Here is a 20,866-nt window from a genome sequence, read left to right as displayed (position 1 = left end):
GGAGTATACGTGATGGGCAAACTCTATGACACTTCCGCCAGCTTCACTTCGCGCCCTTCCGCGACACTCTTCTGAATCGCCGCCAGGATCTGGATCGGCTCAAGCATCTGCTCAGGCGTAAGCACCCACTTGCCGGTGCGCATCACATCCAGGATTATCTTCATGCCGTCGTAATAGGAAGTTGACGCCTCACCCGTCATCTCTTTCCACCCCTCAGTGCCGAAGGCGACGGTGTGGAAAGCGTATTTCGCGTTACCCATCAAGTTGAGCGTGACCAGGGCGCCTCCCGCAAACTTGCAGACGGCCACACAGTTGTTGTTGTGCGCCACTGCCTGCACACTCTCACACCCGTATCCCCAGACCGCGTTCATCATCTGAACAGCGTGAATTCCGTAGAAAAAGATCCCATCGTATTCATCGTCCAGCTTGGCGGGACCTGAACTGCACCCCGCTGTCAACGTGCCCGCAGTCTTCTTGAGTTCCTCAATGTAAGCTACTGTGCTTTGCGCAAAATAAAGTGTGGAAAAGGACGTGAAACCCACCTTGGCTTGCTGGGCCGTTTCGATGAGTTGCCGCGCGTCTGCAACGCTGCTTGCCAAGGGCTTGTCCACAAATGCCGGAATACCCGCCTTCAGAAAGGGAAGTGTATCGCGAAGGTGCTTGCTGCCATGACGCCAAACACACAATACGCCGTCGACGCCCGCCAGCATATCCTCCAGACGCGTGACGATATTGGGAATCTTGCCTTTCTCGGCGACTTCTTTCGTCCGGACCGGGTCGGTTCCGTAGATATGAGTCACTCGGGCATCTTCGATCTTGAGGCCGTTATAGCCCTCATCGAGATTGGTCAACTTGCTGAACGCCTCAGCGTGGCTGTTGTCGGACCCGATTATCCCTAAGCGGAACATATCCCCCTCCGTACCAGGCTAAGACTAGACACACCTCACGTGCTACACGCTACCAGACAGGTTTTCACTGCCGAGCAGACCAATCGCGCGGGAGTAGGTTGTGAGCGGATCAAGCGAAGAACTTTAGCCCTTGGATTTGGCCTTCGGCTTGGCTTTGGGCTTGGCGGCTGCCTTCTTGGGAGCTGCGGCCGGGGCCAATTTATAGAAGTACTTACCGGCCTCAAGCATGTTGCCGAGGTTTATCTTGACCTCGTCCGTAATCTCGATTCCGGTCTTAGCAACTTGCGCGAGAAGTCCTTCCCAGGCATCGTGATCCCAGGAGCCCTTCTTGGCCTCGATGAATTTCGTGCAAAGATCGACTACAGACTTAATGGGGTTCGCAGCGGTTGGCATTGGTCAGTTCTCCATTACCCGGTACCGTTAATGATTGCTCCCCTAAATTCCTTCACTTTCCGGGTCTTCCGCATGGAATCCGGACCGTTGAGCGAATTATACAACCGGGAGTGTACTGCGTCAACAAAACTTGGAATTCTGCACAATTACGCATGGAACTTCATTAATATTACGGGTATTCTACAGATAATTATGAAAGAAATATGGAAAAAGATACGCTCACAGTGGACAACGACCGACACTCTGATTCTGGCGAGCAACTCGCTGGCCTGCATCGGCTTTATTGCCAACTGTTGGTGGCATTCCACGGCACTATGCTACGTGTTGTCAGCAGTCCCGATTCTCCTGCAGACGCTTTGGTCCCTCCGCATCCCCAGCTCTCTCCGCCCCGCAGTGCAGTTTGGGGCTATGGTTGCCCTCGCGTGGCCCATTGGTGAAGGTTTCGTGACGCAAACCGTGGGCTGGTGGGGAGAATATGTCGCTTTAGGACCGCAGGTTTGGAAAACCCCAGTCTACTGCATGCTTATCGGTTGGCTCTCATCGACACACATCTTCTACGTGGGGCGCCGTACGCTCGAATTTGGATTTGAAATGAAGTGGGCCGTGGCAAACACTGCGCTCACGGCGCTCTTGCTGGGAATCCTTGGGGAGAACCTCTTCGTGTGGGCGGGTATGTGGCGCTATCACGAGTCAACTTCCGATTGGTTCTCGGTTCCCGCGTTTGTGCCCGTGGCCTACGCCGCTGGATACTCGGTGCTTCCCCTCCTGAGAAACTGGCGGCTGGCCTCCACAACGCTGGTGTGGGCAACAACTCTACTGCTGGCAAGTATTGGTCTTGGTCTTGCCACTGGATTCTTCCCGCGCTAATTGCCGGGCAGAATTATGCGAGGCAGCTCTCTACCCTCCGGGACAATCTCAACAATCAGAGTCCGCGCAGACACGCCTCTGACTGCCTTTTCCAGGCTCTCGGACTGCGTCAAACGATACCCCTCCGAGGTCTCAAGCGCGCCCATGTGAGAAAAACCTTCCTTGTGCTCGGTGCCAAACTTGAATCGGGCGACTGCAGGAGTATCCGTATCCGACTCGACTTGATACGCCTTCCTGTCCGGGGCGGAGAGCTTCAGCAGAGAAACATGCGTCGCGGGTTGGCTGAAAGGCGTTGAAAACTGAATCGAATCCGACAGATTCATAGGCGCCCACCCCACACTCTGCCAATCGGGCGCCACGCCAACAATTGTGCCTGGCTCCTCCGCGGTACGGGTAGCGACTTCCTGCTGAAACTCCTTAACCTTTTTGCCCGCTCTCGTCCAGTCGAGATTGGCCGAGAATTGGAGAATCAAGAAGACCGCTGCAAATCCGGTAGTCAGCGTGACCATCGGGAACCGCCACTTGGGATGTCCCATGATTCGGAAGAAAAGAGCAACCAGAGCAAGGGCATAGAATGCGTTAGCCGTCAGCAATTGCCCACCGCCAATGAGGTGTACCGGATCCAGCGGACCAGAACCGGGGGCAATGCGGACTGCCACCATCGCCAGAACTCCAAATAGTATCGCTGGACGCCTCGCGCCACGACACACAAGCGCAACAAGAAACACGGCAATCAGAGCAACGAGCCAGTCTGCCCACGGATTTGCCTGAAAGAAAGCGACTGTCCGTGGCAAGTATCCGATTGGATAGAAAAGGAAATAAAGGGATGCGAGCCTCTCCGGGAACTCAGGCAGAGACTGCAGCAGGGCGTTCGCGTGCATGGCAATCCCTGCCATGCCGACAAGCACGAATGCAAAGGTGCGCGCCAGGTTTCGCCGTTCGGCGGGTACGATCAACCATTCATAAAGCAGGACTACGATTACCAAGGCACAATTCTGTGGAAAGAGTGCCACGGCCACGACGAAGAGCACGAGGGACAGAATCAAACGGAAGACCGCCGGTTTAGCGATAGTGCTCGTATAAGCAGCCATGAATAACAGAACGGCCAAAGCAGGCAGCAAGTCCGCGGAGCCTGTCAGGTTGAGTACGGATTCCGTGTGGACCGGGTTTGCCATGAAAAGCGTCGCTGCGAGCGTACCCAGCCACCACGGCCCGCCGATTGCGCAATTCACAATGCGATAGATGCAGAGCATGCAGGCATAAAGGAGCGCAAAGTTAAAGAGGTGATATCCGGCAATCCACGCTCCGAATGCGTCTGCCAGATACGCAATCACGGCTCCGCAAACGCCCGGCGCCTCGCCCCTGGGATCGGCAAGAATGGCATAGTCCCTTCCGAGCGGATAGGCCCACAGCGCCCACACGTTGACGATGAGCAGATACACAATCATCATCACCGCGTCGAAACGTCCTCGATACTTCAGACGCAACGCGGCCAGTCTTGTCGGTTTTCGGGTTGGGTTTGCCATAGCGCGCCAAAGTCTATCGGCAGATCGCGCTCAGATCAATTCCGGCGTTACTTGCCTCCCGGCATCTCCCCCAATAACCGTCGCGCGGTGTGGAAAAGAATCGCTGTGAACGATAGAATCCGTTCGAGCAACAGGGCACATTGGAATCATATGTATGCGGCATTGGATAGTTCTTCTTTTCGCGCCAATCATTTCGGTATCGGCATGGGGATTCGCCGCGACCAACGATCAGGCGGCGGTATCTGTACGGTTCGAATCCCCCGAACGCAACGAGTTGGTTGTCGAAGGCCAGACGTACGTTCTCCGTCTCGATAATCGAGCGTTTCTCAAGACCTTCACCGTCGGCAACTTCGAGCTCTTCAATCAGTATACCCTCACGCCGACCTTGAACAAGGGCAGCATCCAGGGTCCAGGACGGTTCAACATCTATTCCTTCGGAACGCAAATGTACGAAGTGCATTTGCGTGACCTGTACCACCCGGATCTCAAGGCAGACATGGAGATCGTGCTCTACTGCTATGCCAAGCGCGTGTACGTAAACGTGGTTGTGCATCCCAAAGAAGCGAAAGGGGAATTCGAATTGGGGTGGGTAGGCGGTGCGAAGTTCGCTCTCGTCATGCCCCCAAACGAAGAACAACTTCGCGTACAACTGGAGAGCTTTAAGGGCGAGACGCCCCCGGCTTTGGCGATCGTCGTTTCCCCGCAAGACGTTACGGGCAAGAAGATCCCCAACACCATTCACCAACGACCGGGGCTCATCCTGCAGACAGGACACAAACGCACATCCGCGCCGGACACCCATTGGACAGACACCATGATATTCCTGGCGGGCGAGTCCTTTGACGACCTGCTCCACCTCGTTCGCAACGAAATGTATGCGCAGGCGATAAACATTGAAGCCAAAGGAGGAGTCTTCAACGGATACGCCCACCGAAAAGGGTTCTACGACGTGACCACGATGTTTCGTGGCCCTCAAGAATTCGAAGATGCGTGTGTCAACCCCAATCAGCGTATCCGCGTCGACTTGACTGCATCCAAGGCGGCTTCCATTCCGGAATGGCAGGCTCCGGTCGATATTATCTGCAACGTTCATAACTCGTACGGGACACTTGAAGCAGCAGTCGTAACCGACAAGGACGGCTATCCTCTGCCCGTCCAGGTTCAGGTGTGCAAGAACTTCGGGAGCGAGTTTGAAGAAGGCAAGGAAGAGGGAGACAAGACCTACGGCGAAGCGTACGTACCGTTGACGATAACCAACGATAAGCCGTTCGAGGGAAGAGTCTATCACCTTTTCGGGAATTGGGGCACGCATCCTCTCAAACAGATTTCGTCGATCCGCTTCTATCACCACTATTTCCACGCATCGCTCGGGCCCACGGAGACCTTCTGCTATGTCCCCTTCGAGTACCCGCGTGACGATGACCGCAACTATATCCTGGCCGACGTGCGCGGCCTGTCGAACACGATGTGGGCAGAACAGCCGCAACACGATCATGTGTCGGTGATTGGCGGCTTGCGTTACAAGAGTGGCGGGAAATGGATCAACAACCTTCTGCAAGACACGCGAATCTATCTAACCTCGCCCAACCTCGCCAACTTTGCCCTCGACTATCTGACCGAGGACAAGAAGATCAAGACCACCCTGGAAATCGTCGAAGCGCCGCAGGACGACGAAGCGCGCAGTTTCATCAAGATGGTTCTGGATGTCCTTGAACCGGTGGATATCGACGAGACCAGTGCCCACAACCTGCGTTTTGTGAATGCGGGCGCTTACATCGTCAAGACCGTCTGGCCGCACGTTGCGTACACGAACGCGGAAGGCGAAACGACTACCGTGGATGTCCCCGCCAACGAGACTTGGGCTTTGGAAGGAGTGCCGTTGGGTCCCCAATGGCCCTTTGCAGCTGCCTATTCGCACAAGAACGGCAACATCGCCTTCTTCGTGAACCGCTTTGAAGGTGTGCTGGGCGGCAAGCAGGTCAGTTCCTTCGGCCTCAGTAGCTACGGCGGCAAGGAATGGACGGAACTTTTCCTCACGGCTCCCGGTTCGCTAACGCGCCTGGAAAAGGGTGACCACATCGAGGCGCACTTCTTTGTCATGCCGTATGGAAATGCCGATACGGACTACAAACCGGCTGAGAAGCAGCGCGAACTCTACGGCAACAACCTTGCCACCATTGAAGTCACGCACGGAACGGCCGTACCGGGATTCCCAAGGCGATTGAAAGCGGATTCGCGCGGCTTCGCCGAGTTCACTCTCAAAAACGGAGACAATTGGACGCCTATACTGGTGGAAGGGTTTTCCAGTCACCGGGGTCCCATGCTGTGGGAAGAGCGCGGAGGCAAATGGCTCTTTCACGACCAGCAGATCTATGGCAACGATTGGTACCAATCCTACGTGGATCAAGACGGCAAAGTGGGATTCGTATTTGTGGTCAAGGTCCGCCCCGGGCAGACGCACCACTACGTGGTGACAGCGGTTCCCGAAGCGAAGAGCATCACACAGCGGAACGGATTTGTTACGATAGTGGGCGGGCCTATGAATTTCGTCAGCCCGGTGAAATTCTCGGACCTAACGTGTTCGCCTCTTGAGGGCACAACGCTCTTCCAGTGTCAGGGAAAACCGGAAAGCGCCGTTTCACAATGAGTGAGGGCATGCCAGAAGAAGGCCAATCAAAGCCGCAAGAGCGGATACGCGAACTGGAGTCTCAGGTAAAGAACCTGACGCTTCAGGTGGAGCAACTGCGAGCCGACCGGGAAGCCCAGTCAACGCGTGGCCGCCGCGCCAACGATCCGCCCCCGGTATATATGCCCGTGAAAGGGCGCTTCGTCATGGCGCGCATTATCCTCGTCATCATGACCCTGATGGTCGGCTGCGCCGTGGCCTTGTCGTTGCGCGAGGAATCGACCACCCTTCTGGGTTCCGATTCTCCGTTCAGAGATTTGGCCGTGATGAACCTCAACATCCCGCTGCTCGCCTGCGCGTGTCTTGCCGCGCTCGCCATCTTTGCGTATCTGATGGGCAAATGGAGCATGTTTATGCTTCTTGCCCTTACAACTATCTACAGCACGTTTGGGTGGTTCTTCGAGAGACGGCCGGTGGACGTGGTACTGAGCGATACAACGTGGGCAATACTGTCGTTGACGTTGCTCACGTTGTGTTACTGGCTATTCAATGACCTGTGCATTCGGGACTCGCGCCGTTTCGGTAGAGGTAAGAGGCGTCATGCGTTGCTCGCCATTCTCAATGCCGCCGCGTTCTACGTTTTCCTGGCGCAAGTCGTTAATCGCGAGTTCTCGTCGTATACGGCTGCGGTCTATGGCGGATTCGCGGTTTTGGCCGTGCTGTTCGCATGGCGGGCCGAAACACTGGGTGCGCACCGCAACTACCTCGTCAGGCTCTTCATAGCGAAAGCGGTCATTCTTCTCAATGTTGCTCTTCAGTTTGTTCTTGCGGGCGAATGGTTGCTAATCGCACTAGCCTTCGAGTGCCTCCTGTTGGCGATTGGATACTATTGGTCCGGCTTTGTCGTTCTAAAAGTCCTCGACATTATTCTCTTGGTCATTGCGACAATCATGTGTATTGACGCGGTTAAGACACATCAAGATCTCACCATCGATGACGTCAATTTCCGCACAAACTGGATTCTTGCGGCAGGTGTGGCCTTCCTTTTCCTGGCAATCTCCTGGTACTACGAAAGGCGCGTGCACGGGATGCGCCCCAGACAACGCGTCGTAAGCGGACACTGGTTTCTGGCAGATACCTTGTGGGACATTCCTCGCGCCGTCGTGTCTCTACTTCATGCGGCGGCCGCTTCGCTCATCATTCTCGCGCTTACGATCACCGACTACGGCGACTCTCCCACGCTGCCGTATCTTCTTGTTATGTTCGGAGTCGGTCTTACTGTTATCGGCGCCGTTTTCCGCACACCTCAAATAGAGATTGGCGCGGTCTTGCTGGTCATTGCCGGACACGTCGGCTACTACTTCTTCTTATCGGTAAACAAGCCCGGCTTCGCCGATCAGCCTCGTTTCGCCGAGTACACCATCGCCGTTGCGCTGTACACATACTTCGCCGCGTTTCGCTGGGAACGTTTCACAGAACGTTTCCGTGCCGTAAGCGCCGCGGAACATTACCTCAGCGCATCCATCCCCTATGTCGCGGCGACTGTCATGCTCGCAACGCTTCAGAACCGCATCTATATTCTTCCTTCCGCGAGTCTGGGACACTGCGGGCTGGGATTCGCGCTGATGGCGCTGGGCGCTCTGCTCCGATACACGTCGCTGAAAAGCGCGGCACTGGTTGCCCTTGGACTGGGCACCTACTCATTCGTCCACGGCATCCTCACGCGTCACTTCGAGATCACCGATAATCCATGGATTTGGGCCTATGCACTTGGCATCACGCTCATCTTGGCTGTCTCAGAGCGTTTGATGTACTTGACCACGTCCCAATTGCGAGGACTCTCGCCCCTGGGACGGCAAGCCCGCACCTTGCTCGCGTTTGCGGCGGCGACGGTCCCGTTCGCTACAGTGGTCACGGAAGTCCCGGAGTCACAGCAGCCGCTGGCCTGGCTCGCAATCGCTGCAACCGCCGCCATACTCGGAACCCTATTTGCCGAAAGCCGGTACCGCTGGGTCGCTCTGCTGGTTCTCCTCGCAACGATTTGGGTCGTATTTCGCCAAAGCCATCCTCAAAACGCGATTCTATTTGGCGGCGTTGTCGTGGTGGTCATATTGCTGGTCATATCCTGGGGCGTGACCTTGCGCGAGAAGCGCTCTCGCAACGCTCCCCCGCCCCCGCCTGCCGTGCGCAGTTCCTCCAGTCATGGATAGCATCCGTGAGGGCGCGGTCGCCATTTGCGACACCCTTGTCCGCGCAGGGTACCGGGCCTTGTTTGCCGGCGGCTGCGTCCGCGACATGCTCCTCGGAGTCTCTCCCAAGGATTACGACATTGCAACAAACGCACGCCCGGAGGAAGTCGCAGGACTCTTCGCTCGCACTGTCCCGGTTGGGGCGGCCTTTGGCGTTCAGCTCGTCGTGCTGCCTCAGGCGCAATATGAAGTGACCACGTTTCGCAAGGACGGGCCCTATCTCGATGGAAGGCACCCTTCATGCGTGACATTCTCGGACGAGAAAGAAGACGCGCTCAGGCGCGACTTCACCGTCAATGCCCTGTTCTATGACCCTCTGAGCGAGAAACTGATTGACTACGTCGGCGGACAGGACGACCTATCGTCGCGCGTTATCCGTACCGTGGGCAATCCAAGAGAGCGCTTCTCCGAAGACTATCTGCGCCTGATGCGGGGAATACGATTTGCGGCACGATTGGGTTATTCGATTGAGCCTGACACGTTTCAGGCAATTCGAGAGATGGCCGCACAGATCCGCCACACCAGCGCCGAGCGCGTTCGAGACGAACTTATCAAGATTCTCACCGAAGGCGGAGCGCGGCGCGCTTTCGAACTTATGGACGATACCGGACTTCTAGAGCATGTGCTGCCGGAAGTGTCGCGAATGAAGGGCGTTCGACAGCCCGAGGAATTCCATCCCGAAGGCGACGTGTATATCCACACCATGATCCTTCTCGATTTGCTCAAGAATCCCACGCCCACACTCGCACTGGGCGCCCTGCTCCACGATGTGGGCAAGCCGGAGACGTTCACGGAAGAGGACCGGATACGTTTCAATTACCACGACAAAGTAGGCGCAACCATGGCGGAGGCCATCTGCAGAAGGCTGCGCATGTCCAACCATGAAACCGAGCGCGTATCCTGGCTGGTTGAACAACACATGCGATTGGCGCACACGCCGGGCATGCGCGAAAGCAAACGCAAGCGCTTCGTACGCGAGGATGGCTTTCAAGAGCTTATCGAACTCGGGAAGTTGGATTGCCTGGCAAGCCACGGCGACCTGAGCACTATCGCGTGGATTGAAGAGTACTGCAATAACCTAAAGCCCGAGGAGTGCCGTCCTGCGCCGCTGATTACGGGCCACGACCTGATAGCTCTTGGGTACGAGCCGGGTCCGGACTTTAAGGCGATACTCAGTTCTGTGGAAGATGCCCAGCTTGAAGGGACAATCCACTCACCGGACGAAGCCCGCGCTTTCGTGCTCCGTTCCTGGCCCCAATCGGCCGCCAACTAGCCCCTTATCCAACTTGCGTCTGGATGGGCAACGTTACCATGAACCTGGCGCCTTTGCCGGGCCTGCTGTCAAAGGAGACGGTGCCTCCGTGCTCCTGGATGATCTTCTTGCAGCACGCCAATCCCAGACCCGTTCCCCGGCTTCCCTTAGTACTGTAGAAGGCTTCGAAGATGCGCGGGAAGGCGTCGTAGGCGATGCCGACGCCATTGTCCTTGATTTCGACAACCGCTCGGCCTCGGTCGTCGATCAAGGTCTTAACGGTGACTGTGCCGCCGTTCTCCTCGCACGCCTCAATCGCGTTTGTAATGAGATTAAGCAGTGCCAGATAAATTCCGTGGCTGTCTAATTGCAGCGGAGTCATCTCGCCTTGCTTGAAATCCACCTTCACTTTGGAGCGTTCCGCCAACGACCAGGTACCTTCGATTACCTCGCCTACCACTTTATTCAAATCCGTTGGAACGCGTTCCGGCTCACGATCGCGCGAGAACGCCAAAAGATTGAGGACAACATCTTCGATGCGCGCCGCTGAACGGCAAATGAGCGGCCATCCCTTTTGCAGATACTTCCACTCCCCCGTCTCAATCGCCAAGTCAATGAACTCGGCTCCGCCTTTAATGCCGACAAGAATGTTCTTGATGCTATGGCCCAAACCCGCCGTGGCTTTGCCGATAGCAACGAGCCGTTCGCGCTCAATCGCGTCTTGGTGCAAGCGTGCGTTCTCAACGGCCACACCGGCAACGCGGCCAATCGCCGTCAACAGCTTAAGGTGGTCGTTTCGGAAGATGACATCCGACTCGCCCGAATCGATGTAGACTGCACCCACCACCGCTTCCCTTCCACACAGCGGCACGCACATGGCAGATTGTATACCGTACTCAACAACACTGTCGGATGCGGAATAGTCTTCCTGTGCGTTGAGGGTAAGTACTGCGTTCTTCAACGTAACGGCGTGGTCAATCAGCGTCTTGCTCAGCGTCGGGTTGGATCGCTTGGATTCTTCCGGCAGGCTGGCGCGAATCACCGGCTCGGCCGTCTCATTGTCCATCGTGAGGATGTAGCCTCGCTTGGCGGGAATTGCCTCAAAGATAAGCTGCAAGATGTTCCGGAGAAGATCGTCGAGATCGAACACCGTCCCCAGCAGCTGCGCGGCTTTGTAGAGAATCGGCAATTCGCCGCCTGGCACACGCACCATCTTCTGGTACATGTCACCGGCCTTCTCGAAGGTGATCAAGGCCCCCGTATCCGAGAGAGCTTTGGGTTTGGTGAGACGCGAGACCTGGAAAGTATGCGTGCCCACCGTCAACTCGTCACCTTCCTCGATTCGAAGGCGAGAGACGCGCTCTCCGTTGACTATGATCCCGTTTCGGGCGCCAAGGTCCTCGACCTTCAGCATATCCCCATCGACGTAGACCCGCGCATGGCGGCGCGAAACCATCGAATCAGGCAGGACCACGTCACATTCGGAGGCTCGGCCAATTATGAGTCCATCTGCGCCGACTGGAAAGGAACTGATACTCGACTCGCCCTTAAGCAGAACCAATTCAAACTGAGCCATGCTTCACCCTACTACCGCAATCACCCACCGGAATCTCGCCGCCACCTTCTGACGGAAGGAAACATACCTTCCCCGTGGCAAGGATTTTTGAGACTGGGACCGTGCCTTGACGCTAATGTCCGCGGCCACACCCTGAAGTGTACCATGATCGGGCGTTTCGAATATCATGCGGAGCCGGTTGGTTGACCAACATCGTCACTGATGATATATTCAGCCAACTCGCAACTTCGGGTAACCTCGGTATATGAACGTCGCGCAAATCATTGACCGCCTTAAGGCCGACACGTCATTCCGGCACAATCTGACCGCATGGCGCACTGTCCCCGCGAAGCCGCCGCAGTATGCAGGCTTCCCGGATGCGCTCGATCCCAGACTCGTAACCGCCCTGAAGAACAGGGGAATCGAAAACCTTTACACGCACCAACGCGAATCGGTTGATGCCGTCCTGGCGGGTGGTCACGTCTGTGTCGTCACGCCCACGGCCTCCGGCAAAACGCTCTGCTACAACTTGCCGGTCCTGAATACGCTCCTCTCAAATTCCGATGCGCGCGCCCTCTACCTCTTTCCCACGAAGGCGCTCTCGCAGGATCAGGTGCACGAACTGCAAACGCTGATTGAAGGCCTCAAGGTGCAGATCGGCACCTACACCTTCGACGGTGACACCCCGGCGTCGGCGCGCAAAGCCATTCGGAATGCCGGGCACATCGTAGTCACCAATCCCGACATGCTCCACACCGGCATTCTTCCCCATCACACCATTTGGATGAAATTGTTCGAAAATCTTCAATACGTGGTGATTGACGAATTGCATCATTACCGCGGAGTCTTCGGGAGCCACCTCTCAAATGTACTGCGGAGGCTCAAGCGCATTTGCGAATTCTACGGTTCTAACCCGCGATTCATCTGTTGTAGCGCCACCATCAACAATCCCAAAGAGATGGCTGAACGTATTATCGAGAGACCCGTGCGCCTCATCGACAACAATGGCGCTCCAACAGGCGAACGCCATTTTCTCTTCTACAACCCGCCGGTGGTGAACACGCAATTAGGCATTCGCCAATCTTCAATCAAGGAAGCCGCGCGAATCGCCACGCAGGTCCTCTCCAGAAACATCCAGACCATCGTGTTTGCGCGCAGCCGGCTACGCGTGGAAATCCTGACCACCTACTTGAAGGACGCTGTCCGCCGATTGGGCAAGGACCACAATCTCGTGCGCGGGTATCGCGGAGGTTATCTGCCCACGGAACGCCGAACCATCGAACGTGGACTCCGCGACGGCGAAATCATGGCTGTCGTCAGCACGAACGCGCTCGAATTGGGAATCGACATCGGCTCGCTCGACGTCTGCGTCATGGTTGGATACTCCGGGAGTATCGCCAGCACGTGGCAGCAAGCAGGGCGCGCAGGACGCCGCTCCGGAGTTTCACTCGTCATCCTCGTCGCGTCGAGCGCCCCGCTCGATCAGTACATCATCAATCACCCCGAGTACTTCTTTGAGCAGTCTCCGGAAAACGCGACGGTCGATCCCAACAACCTCATTATCGTGACGAGCCATTTGAAATGCGCCGCGTTTGAGATTCCCTTCAAAGATAACGAGGCGTTTGGGCTTGACCCCGCTTCAACCCAGGAAATCCTGCAGTACCTCGCGGACCAGCGAATCCTGCGTCATGTGCGCGACAAGTGGCACTGGAGCGCGGATACCTATCCCGCCGAAGACATCAGCCTGCGCACGGCTGCGCCGGGTAATGTCGTGATTCTCGACACATCGCAGAATGGGCGCGTGATCGGCGAGGTGGATCTGTTTTCCGCGCCCGTTGAGGTATATCAAAACGCCATCTACATCCACCAAAGCGCGCAATACACCATCGAGCGGCTGGATCTCGAAGATCGCAAAGCGTACGCGCGGCCCGTCGATGTCGATTACTACACCGACGCGCAAATCAAAGTCGACATGAAAGTCCTGGATCGCTTCCGCGAAGAACCGGAAGGCGAAGCCGTCAAATTCTGCGGCGAAGTCAGCGTGACCTGGCTGCCGAGCATCTACAAGAAGATCAAGTTCGGCACGCACGAAAACGTCGGCTGGGGTGAGATCAGTCTTCCCGAGTCGACGATGCATACGTCGTCGTATTGGATCGAGTTCGACGCCGAATTGGCAAAGCGCCTCGACCTGAAAGAGACCGAACTTTCGGAAGCGCTACACGGACTGGCAAACACGCTCCGACAGGTTGCCCCCGTACAGATTCTGTGCGACCCCACGGATATTCGCGCATTTGCCATGCTGCGGGCCCCATTCTCCGACAAGCCCACGGTCTATCTCTACGAAACCTATCCCGGCGGTGTGGGAATAAGCGAGAAGATCTTCACGCATCACCGTCGGCTGCTCGAAGCGGCGATTTCGTTGATCAGCGGCTGCTCCTGCAAAGAGGGCTGTCCGAGCTGCGTGGGCCCCAAAATAGAGACCGGCAAGCACGCGAAGCCCGGCGCGCTACGTTTGGCAAAACTCGCACTCAACCAATAGTGCCAGGTCTACAAGCGCCACCGGACCAAAGCGACACTCATAACGCACGTGGAGTCTCCGGGTTTGTTCCGGAACCCCGTGCCAAACGCCGTCAGCAATGTGCCATCCTCAAGCATCACGGTCGACGACGACTGAACGCTGCAAAACCACGCGTTCTCACCTTTGATATTGCCCGTCCACTTCGCAAGGATATAGCGGTGTGCCAAATCCCAAGTCTGGCCGTTGTCATTGCTGATCACCGCTTCCACGCCAAATTGCTCGAAACCGTCTGGCGTGTTGGGATAGCCGAGTCTCACCGCGTAGGTCATCAGGATCCGTCCATCGGGCAAGAGCACCATGCTCGGATGATGGCGGCCCCATTCGTACAGCACATTCAGGTAGGACCACGTCTTTCCCTCATCGCTGGAGATGCTTACGCCCAAGCCCGAGTAGTGATCGAAAGCCCAGTGGGCAAACCGCTTCGGACTATCCGTCCTGCACGCGGCAATCCAGTTGCCATTCGACGCGCGAATCATGCAAACCTCGTTGACACCTAGCCACTGCGGTACTTTGGAGTCTTCGCTCCACGTGAGGCCCGCGTCGTTACTGAAGCGGATATACGCCTGCGAATACGGCGCTTCCGCCGACCCCCAAGGGATTCCCGTCGGCTTCCACCACGCCTGTGCGAGGCGAGTCGCGTCCAGCACAAGCAATGGGTCCCAGGCGTAACGTTCCCCGGCCGGCGCTTGCGACTCACGCTTGCTCCATGTTCTCCCATAGTCAGTGCTGATCCAGAACGTGCCGAGGGACTCGGGATATGCCAATAGTGTTTCGGAGCCGATCTGGGTTAGTCCCAATGCTGTGGCATTCGGTTGACCCGCGTCATCCACGCTCAGCCAACGGCGCTCGCTCCACGTTGCGCCGCCGTTCTCGCTCTCGATGATCGCCGAGTGGATTGGAGAGCCACAGGCCACCAACATCAGTACGCGGTTCTTCTCAGGTGCGTACGCGAGATAAGGAATCTGTGCGTTTTCGCCTCCCCATTCCCGGCTGATCCAGTGCAATTCGGCCGGAGCGGACGAAGCCTCCGCGTCGCCATCCATGTGTCGAACAAGATGCTCCGTTTTCTCGAAAGGACTCGCGTGAAGAGAAGCCGGTTGTCCGCTCACTTCGATATCGTCAACGAGAATGCCCGTGTGCCCGCTGCGCTTGTCGATAGTGACGATCACGCTGGAGATGTCGCCGGCGGCGGTATCCCAATCGAGTTCCCGCGATTTAAAAGACTGCTCTTTCCCTTGCGCATCCAACCATCGCGCCTCGCCCCACGCTTTGCTTCGATCAAGGTCGACAGTCATCGTGAAATTCACCGGGACATCGTGTGCGCCGCTCATTGCATCTTGGAGGATCTCGTACGGACCGAACTTCTGATCGCCCAGGGGATACGTGCTGGAGTCCACGTGACCGGTCCAGAAGGTCCATCCCGTTGGCGTGCTAATCCAACCACCGCCACGGTTGCTGTACTTCGCCTGCATCGCGCTCATCCCTACAGAAGACCCCGCAGACGTTTCCCCCGCAGCAAGTGCCTTGAACGTTAGTACGGCCTTCCCGCAGACCAGCGGCGCGAACGTCTTCTGGAACGAATTCTCCGCATCCGGCGCGGCGGCGGTCGAACCTTCTAAACAATTCCCCGTCAAACCCGAGGGCCCTTTTCCGATCAGCAGATCACCGACGAGGTTCTTTGCGGGGTCGTTCGGACTCAAAAGGGTCCAGCTCAATGGCGGCTGTTTGACTGATTGACCCTGCTTGAGATCCGCTCCGTCAAATGTCTCCTGAAAGACCACCGATTGGGCCATTGCGCTCGCATTCAATACGCATAGCACGACGCACGACGTTTTCCACCGCTTCATACAACTCCCCCCTAAAATGGATAACCCCGGCCATGCCGGGGTTATCCCTACGCGTAACTAAGAAACAGGCGTGACTTGCCCCAAGTCATTTGGCCGTATTCAATCCGATTTGAATGTCCGATTCGGGCGGGCACTCTTTCTTGATTTCCACGCCGTTTACCATGCGGTTCGACGTGATAATCGCGGATTCGATGTTTGCGCCGAGCTTGACCTTCAATTTCGTGTCCGGGTTATCCGCCGAGAACTCGCAGCCGGTAACGATCAGGCTCTTGTTGTTGGCGTCGATGCAAGGCAACCCTTGGTTCACGCGGTCCCAATTGGTGAAGTGGCATCCTTCAAAGATAGCGATTCCTCTTCCCAAGAGTTTCGCATGGGTCTCCTGATCGCGATTGGCCCAGAAGCCGCATGCCGTGAACTTGACCTGCCCCTTGTTCGTCTCGGCAACTTCCACGCCACCCATGATCATTCCGTTGATAAAGGATATGCCCGAATTAGGCTGGACTTCTTCGACATAGATCGATGTCTTGCAGATGTCGGGATAGCAATTTGTGTAGACACCAGACCCTTGTCCTCTGCGCGGCGAGCCGTCGGGTTTCTTGCCGAGTGTGTCGATGAACTTGAAACCGTAGCGATAGTAGATGCAGAAACAGTTGAAGAACATCTGACCGTCCGTCTGCGCAATGAGGAAGGCCGTCCCCTTTTCGCGCATGAACGTGCATACGGGTTCCTTCAGGTCGGTGCCGCTCCAGAACGGCCAGAAGTGAACGTCTTCTACACGGCCCACGTCGAAACAGGAGTCGATGTAGAGCCCCAAGAACAGTGGCTGACCATACAGTCCGTTGACGTAATGACGCCCTCCGCCCAAGCTGCCAAAATCGACCGCTTGATATGGGTTGAACAACGTGCAGTTCACGATGGTGCAGTTGTCGCCCTTTCCTGCAACGGTCCAAGGATACGGATGCGGCTCAAGGGAGTTGATTTGTTCGGGATAGAACACCGATATCCCCTGCAACGTAGAGGAATTCTGCAAAAGGATGAACGGATCACCCTCCATCTTCCCTTTCCCTTCGTAGGCAAGGAGGACGCTCAATCCCTTGAAATCGATCGGCTTGCTCCACAGCGGACGCGTCCACACACCCTGCAGAGTAACTTTGTCGGGCACTCTCAAGTGGCCGTGGATGGCATAGGCGCCAACCGGCACTTGGAGGATGCCGCCGCCGGCATCACCCGCCGTATCCAGCGCCTTTTGAAACGCCGCCGTATCGTCGGTCTTTCCGTCGCCTTTCACGCCATAATCCATGACGTTGAATTGCCCGGCGCCGGGAGTCGCGGGCTGTGGCAAGATCATCTCTGCGGGCGCGGGCGGCGGAGGGGCCGTATCCTGCGCCACCGCGGTCAAAACTAGACCCATCATCATCAAGGACAACAGTGCTGCTCGCATCTCTTCTCTCCCCTTTTTTGAAGCACCGTGCCCCCCGACACATCACTTCACGACAAAATTGACCAGTTTTCCTGGTACAAAAACCTCCTTTATCAGTTGCTTGCCTTCGATATTGGCATGCACCTTTGCATCGGCTTTTGCCGCTGCGATGACCGTTTCTTTCGTGGCATCGACTGCCACCGTGACCACCGACCGCAGCTTGCCATTGATCTGTACAGGAATCTCGATGGAATCTTCAACCAGAAGGCTTTCATCGTAGGCCGGCCACGGTTCGTAGGCAAGCGTTTTCGAGTGGCCCAATCGTTCCCACAGTTCCTCACCGATGTGAGGAGCAAACGCAGATACGACAAGGACGAACTTCTCCATCCACGCGCGATTCAGCTTATCTGCCTTCGTGGCCGCGTTGACGAACTCCATCAACCGGGCAATCGCCGTATTGAATTGCAGATGCTCTATGTCCGCTCCGACGGCCTTGATGGTCTTATGAAGGACCTTCTCAACGCTCGCGTCCCCGCCTTCGTCCACAATCTTGGGACTCAAGCCGCCGTCCTCACCGACGAATAGCGCCCACACCCGTTTCAGGAAACGGTGCACGCCTTGAACGCCCTCGTCCGACCACGGTTTCTCGCGATCGAGCGGGCCCATGAACATCTCGTAGAGGCGCATGGAATCTGCCCCATACTGATGCACCACATCGTCGGGATTCACGACGTTGTAGCGCGATTTGCTCATCTTCTCGATCTGCACATGCACGCGCGCGCCAGACTCCTTCACGCACCACTCCTCGCCGCGTTTTTCGACTTGGTGCGGGAAGTAGTATTTCCCTTTCTCGTCCTGGTAGGAATAGGCAAGGATCATGCCCTGGTGAAAGAGCTTCGTGAAGGGCTCCTTGGTGGAGACATAGCCCGCGTCATAGAGCACCTTGTGCCAGAACCGCGCGTACAGCAGGTGCAACACGGCGTGCTCCGCGCCACCCACATACAAGTCCACGGGCATCCAGTAGTTCTCGGCTTCCTTCGACCAAGCTTCACGCTCGTTGCGCGGATCGACAAAGCGCAGGAAATACCAACACGAACCGGCCCATTGGGGCATCGTATTCGTCTCGCGTTTCGCGGGCTTGCCCGTCTCTGGACAGGTGGTTTCAACCCACTCGGCGGCGCGCGCAACCGGAGGCTGACCATCCGCCGTCGGCTTGTAGTCAGTCAGTTCGGGAAGAATCACGGGCAGGTCTTTAATTGGAACCAGGCGCACGGTGCCGTCTTCCAAGGTCATCAAGGGGAACGGTTCTCCCCAATACCGCTGCCGCGAAAACAACCAATCGCGAAGGCGGTAGTTAACCGTCGCTTTGCCGAGCCCCTTCTCTTCCAGCCACTTCGATATCTTGCGCTTCGCGTCGGCCACGTTCAGTCCATCGATTAACGGCGAATTCACCAAAATGCCGTCGCCGGTGTGCGCTTCCTTGCTGATGTCGCCACCGCTGATGACCTCAATGATCGGCAGACCGAACTTCGTCGCGAATTCGTAATCGCGCGTGTCGTGTGCGGGCACCGCCATGATCGCGCCGTAACCGTACTCCGCAAGGACATAGTCCGCCGTCCAGATCGGCACCTTCTGGCCATTCACGGGGTTGATGGCATACGCGCCCGTGAACACACCCGTCTTCTCCCGCTCGTCGCGCATGCGGTCTTGAGCGCTCTTGCGCGACGCCGACGTAACGTAATCCTGCACGGCGGCCCGTTGCTCAGCCGACGCGATTTGCAGGGTCAGGGGATGTTCCGGCGCCAACACGCAGTACGTTGCTCCAAACAACGTATCGGGGCGCGTGGTGAAGATGGTGAACTGTTCTCCCGAGTCCGCGACAGTAAAGATGACATCGGCGCCTTCGCTCTTGCCGATCCACTCCCGCTGCATCACTTTCGTGCTCTCCGGCCAATCGAGGCCTTCGAGGTCCTCCAACAGGCGCTCCGCATATACGGTGATACGCAGCATCCACTGCTTCATCATCCGCTTCTCGACCGGATCGCCCGTCTCCACGTACTTGCCATCCTTGACTTCTTCGTTGGCGAGCACCGTCCCGAGCGCGGGGCACCAATTGACCGGGGCTTCCGTCTGATAGGCCAAGCCGCGTTCATACAGTACTTGGAAGATCCACTGGGTCCACTTGTAGTAATTGGGGTCGGTCGTGTTGACTTCGCGGTCCCAATCGTAGGAAAGACCCAGGGCTTGGATCTGGCGCTTGAAGGTTTCGCAATTCTTGTTCGTGATGATGGCGGGATGCTCACCCGTGCGCACCGCATGCCGTTCCGCGGGCAATCCAAACGCGTCCCATCCCATCGGATGCAGCACGTTGAAGCCATTCATACGCTTATACCGCGAGACGATATCCGTCGCCGTGTACCCTTCCGGATGCCCCACGTGCAACCCGTCGCCGCTGGGATACGGGAACATATCGAGCACATAATACTTCGGCTTACTGCGGTCCAATTCCGTCTTGAACGTCTTATTCTTCAGCCAATAGTCCTGCCACTTCTTCTCGATGGCCACAAAATCATACGCACTTCCCGACATATAAAACCTCCAACGGGGTATTCATGAATTGGGTATACGAAGGCGGGAGTATAGCAAATTCGACGCACGCCATGTGGCAGGCGTCTTCATACGCAGTTGCCCCTGGGTGTGTGACAGGATCCTGCCTGCCGATTGGTCCGAGCACGAAGAGGCAGGCAAGATGCCTGCCACACATTCCCCGCTCTGAATTTCAAATCTCCTCGCTGTGGCGCGGTCAGGAGACCACGCCACAACAAAGATCCCCCGCGAATAGCCTGTGCCAGATTCTTCATCCGCCGGAGGCGGACTCAGAATGACAGTTCGTGAGAGATCGCGTTACTTGTCATCCTGTGCGGGGGACCGCGGGAGCGCGGGTTTCCGTGGTAGAAACAGAAGCCAAGCGGACGGCCTTTACTCTTAAGTGCCGCAGGCACGGCAGACTCCAGCCTGGGGTGAGATTCGCGTCACCGACGCGAATCGAAACCCCAGGTACCAGCCCTTACCCAACGTGAGCCCTGTAAGGGCGAAAGCAACCTTACACGGTCCGTTTCTTAGGAGGCCGCCTCCGGCGGACGAAGGCTCTGGCTTCAAAACAAAGCGGCGCTCGTTGCCAAATTGGTCTTCAACCGTTTGCGACTTGACCGCTCTCGATACGTCCATTGCGCCTATGCCCAATGCACGGGTATACTCCCGGCATCGTGAACAACGTGGGCGCGAGCCCGTTAAAGGAGAGACTGTGTTACCGAAAGGACTTGGCGGCTTGGGCGACATGGCCGGGATGATGAAGAAGGCCATGGAGATGAAGGCAAAAGTAGAGCAATTGCGTGACTCGCTCGAGGCAGAGACCATAGAGGCTTCAGCGGGCGGCGGCATGGTGACCGTAGTAGTCAACGGCAAATTCAAGGTCGTGTCCATCCGCATTGAGCCGGAAGTCGTCGACAAGGACGGAATCGACGTGCTTGAAACCTTGGTGCGCGCGGCGGTGAATGAAGCCGTTGACCGCATGCAGGAGCACGTAAAAAGCCGCATGTCCGAAATCACCGGCGGTCTGAACATCCCCGGTCTCACGTAGTCCGC

The 20,866-nt window shown here is 56.8% G+C and carries 13 protein-coding genes; 6 read left to right on the top strand and 7 right to left on the bottom strand.

Annotated elements, in window-relative coordinates; translation table 11 throughout:
• Positions 1 to 23 precede the first annotated feature (23 nt).
• Positions 24 to 908: a Gfo/Idh/MocA family oxidoreductase gene (locus tag K1Y02_01360; GenBank protein ID MBX7254978.1), complete on the bottom strand. Its 885-nt coding sequence runs from the start codon at positions 906 to 908 to the stop codon at positions 24 to 26.
• Positions 909 to 1,031: 123 nt separating this feature from the next.
• Positions 1,032 to 1,301 (bottom strand): hypothetical protein, encoded by a 270-nt coding sequence (locus tag K1Y02_01355; protein MBX7254977.1) that lies wholly within the window; start codon positions 1,299 to 1,301, stop codon positions 1,032 to 1,034.
• A 408-nt stretch (positions 1,302 to 1,709) separates the two neighbouring features.
• Between K1Y02_01355 and K1Y02_01350 the strand changes: the two genes are divergently transcribed.
• Complete coding sequence (locus K1Y02_01350; protein MBX7254976.1) at positions 1,710 to 2,168, top strand: hypothetical protein; 459 nt, start codon at positions 1,710 to 1,712, stop codon at positions 2,166 to 2,168.
• On the opposite strand, the gene K1Y02_01345 is transcribed toward K1Y02_01350, so the two are convergent.
• Positions 2,165 to 3,694 (bottom strand): hypothetical protein, encoded by a 1,530-nt coding sequence (locus tag K1Y02_01345; protein MBX7254975.1) that lies wholly within the window; start codon positions 3,692 to 3,694, stop codon positions 2,165 to 2,167. The genes K1Y02_01350 and K1Y02_01345 overlap by 4 nt on opposite strands.
• Positions 3,695 to 3,848: 154 nt before the next feature.
• On the opposite strand from K1Y02_01345, the gene K1Y02_01340 reads away from it, so the two are divergent.
• Genes K1Y02_01340 through K1Y02_01330 form a run of 3 tightly spaced genes read left to right on the top strand, consistent with a single transcriptional unit; the run spans position 3,849 to position 9,842 of the window.
• Complete coding sequence (locus K1Y02_01340) at positions 3,849 to 6,341, top strand: hypothetical protein (protein MBX7254974.1); 2,493 nt, start codon at positions 3,849 to 3,851, stop codon at positions 6,339 to 6,341.
• Positions 6,342 to 6,349: 8 nt separating this feature from the next.
• A complete protein-coding gene (locus K1Y02_01335) occupies positions 6,350 to 8,530 on the top strand; it encodes a hypothetical protein (GenBank protein MBX7254973.1) in 2,181 nt (726 codons plus the stop codon).
• Positions 8,523 to 9,842 (top strand): CCA tRNA nucleotidyltransferase, encoded by a 1,320-nt coding sequence (locus tag K1Y02_01330; protein MBX7254972.1) that lies wholly within the window; start codon positions 8,523 to 8,525, stop codon positions 9,840 to 9,842. Before K1Y02_01335 ends, K1Y02_01330 begins: the two co-directional genes overlap by 8 nt.
• 4 nt (positions 9,843 to 9,846) lie before the next feature.
• Here K1Y02_01330 and K1Y02_01325 read toward each other — a convergent pair whose 3' ends face one another.
• The gene (locus K1Y02_01325) at positions 9,847 to 11,397 is read right to left on the bottom strand and encodes an FHA domain-containing protein (protein ID MBX7254971.1); all 1,551 of its coding nucleotides are present in this window, start codon (positions 11,395 to 11,397) and stop codon (positions 9,847 to 9,849) included.
• 244 nt (positions 11,398 to 11,641) lie between these two features.
• Here K1Y02_01325 and K1Y02_01320 point away from each other — a divergent pair, with 244 nt between their 5' ends.
• Entirely contained in the window at positions 11,642 to 13,915 is a 2,274-nt protein-coding gene (locus tag K1Y02_01320) for a DEAD/DEAH box helicase (protein MBX7254970.1), read from the top strand.
• A gap of 8 nt (positions 13,916 to 13,923) precedes the next feature.
• On the opposite strand, the gene K1Y02_01315 is transcribed toward K1Y02_01320, so the two are convergent.
• The 3 genes from K1Y02_01315 to leuS form a co-directional block, all read right to left on the bottom strand.
• Positions 13,924 to 15,801, bottom strand: coding sequence for a glycoside hydrolase (locus K1Y02_01315; GenBank protein MBX7254969.1), 1,878 nt, complete (start codon positions 15,799 to 15,801; stop codon positions 13,924 to 13,926).
• A gap of 85 nt (positions 15,802 to 15,886) precedes the next feature.
• Positions 15,887 to 17,242, bottom strand: a complete 1,356-nt coding sequence (locus K1Y02_01310; protein MBX7254968.1) for a glycoside hydrolase family 55 protein — start codon at positions 17,240 to 17,242, stop codon at positions 15,887 to 15,889.
• Between the two features lie 42 nt (positions 17,243 to 17,284).
• Positions 17,285 to 19,810, bottom strand: coding sequence for a leucine--tRNA ligase (leuS, locus tag K1Y02_01305; GenBank protein ID MBX7254967.1), 2,526 nt, complete (start codon positions 19,808 to 19,810; stop codon positions 17,285 to 17,287).
• Between the two features lie 748 nt (positions 19,811 to 20,558).
• Here leuS and K1Y02_01300 point away from each other — a divergent pair.
• Entirely contained in the window at positions 20,559 to 20,861 is a 303-nt protein-coding gene (locus K1Y02_01300; GenBank protein ID MBX7254966.1) for a YbaB/EbfC family nucleoid-associated protein, read from the top strand.
• Positions 20,862 to 20,866: the final 5 nt, after the last annotated feature.

The organism is Candidatus Hydrogenedentota bacterium, assembly GCA_019695095.1.
Classification (GTDB): Bacteria; Hydrogenedentota; Hydrogenedentia; order Hydrogenedentales; family SLHB01; genus JAIBAQ01.
Note: the sequence above shows the minus strand (reverse complement) of the source record. Positions and strands in the feature narration are given on the sequence as shown.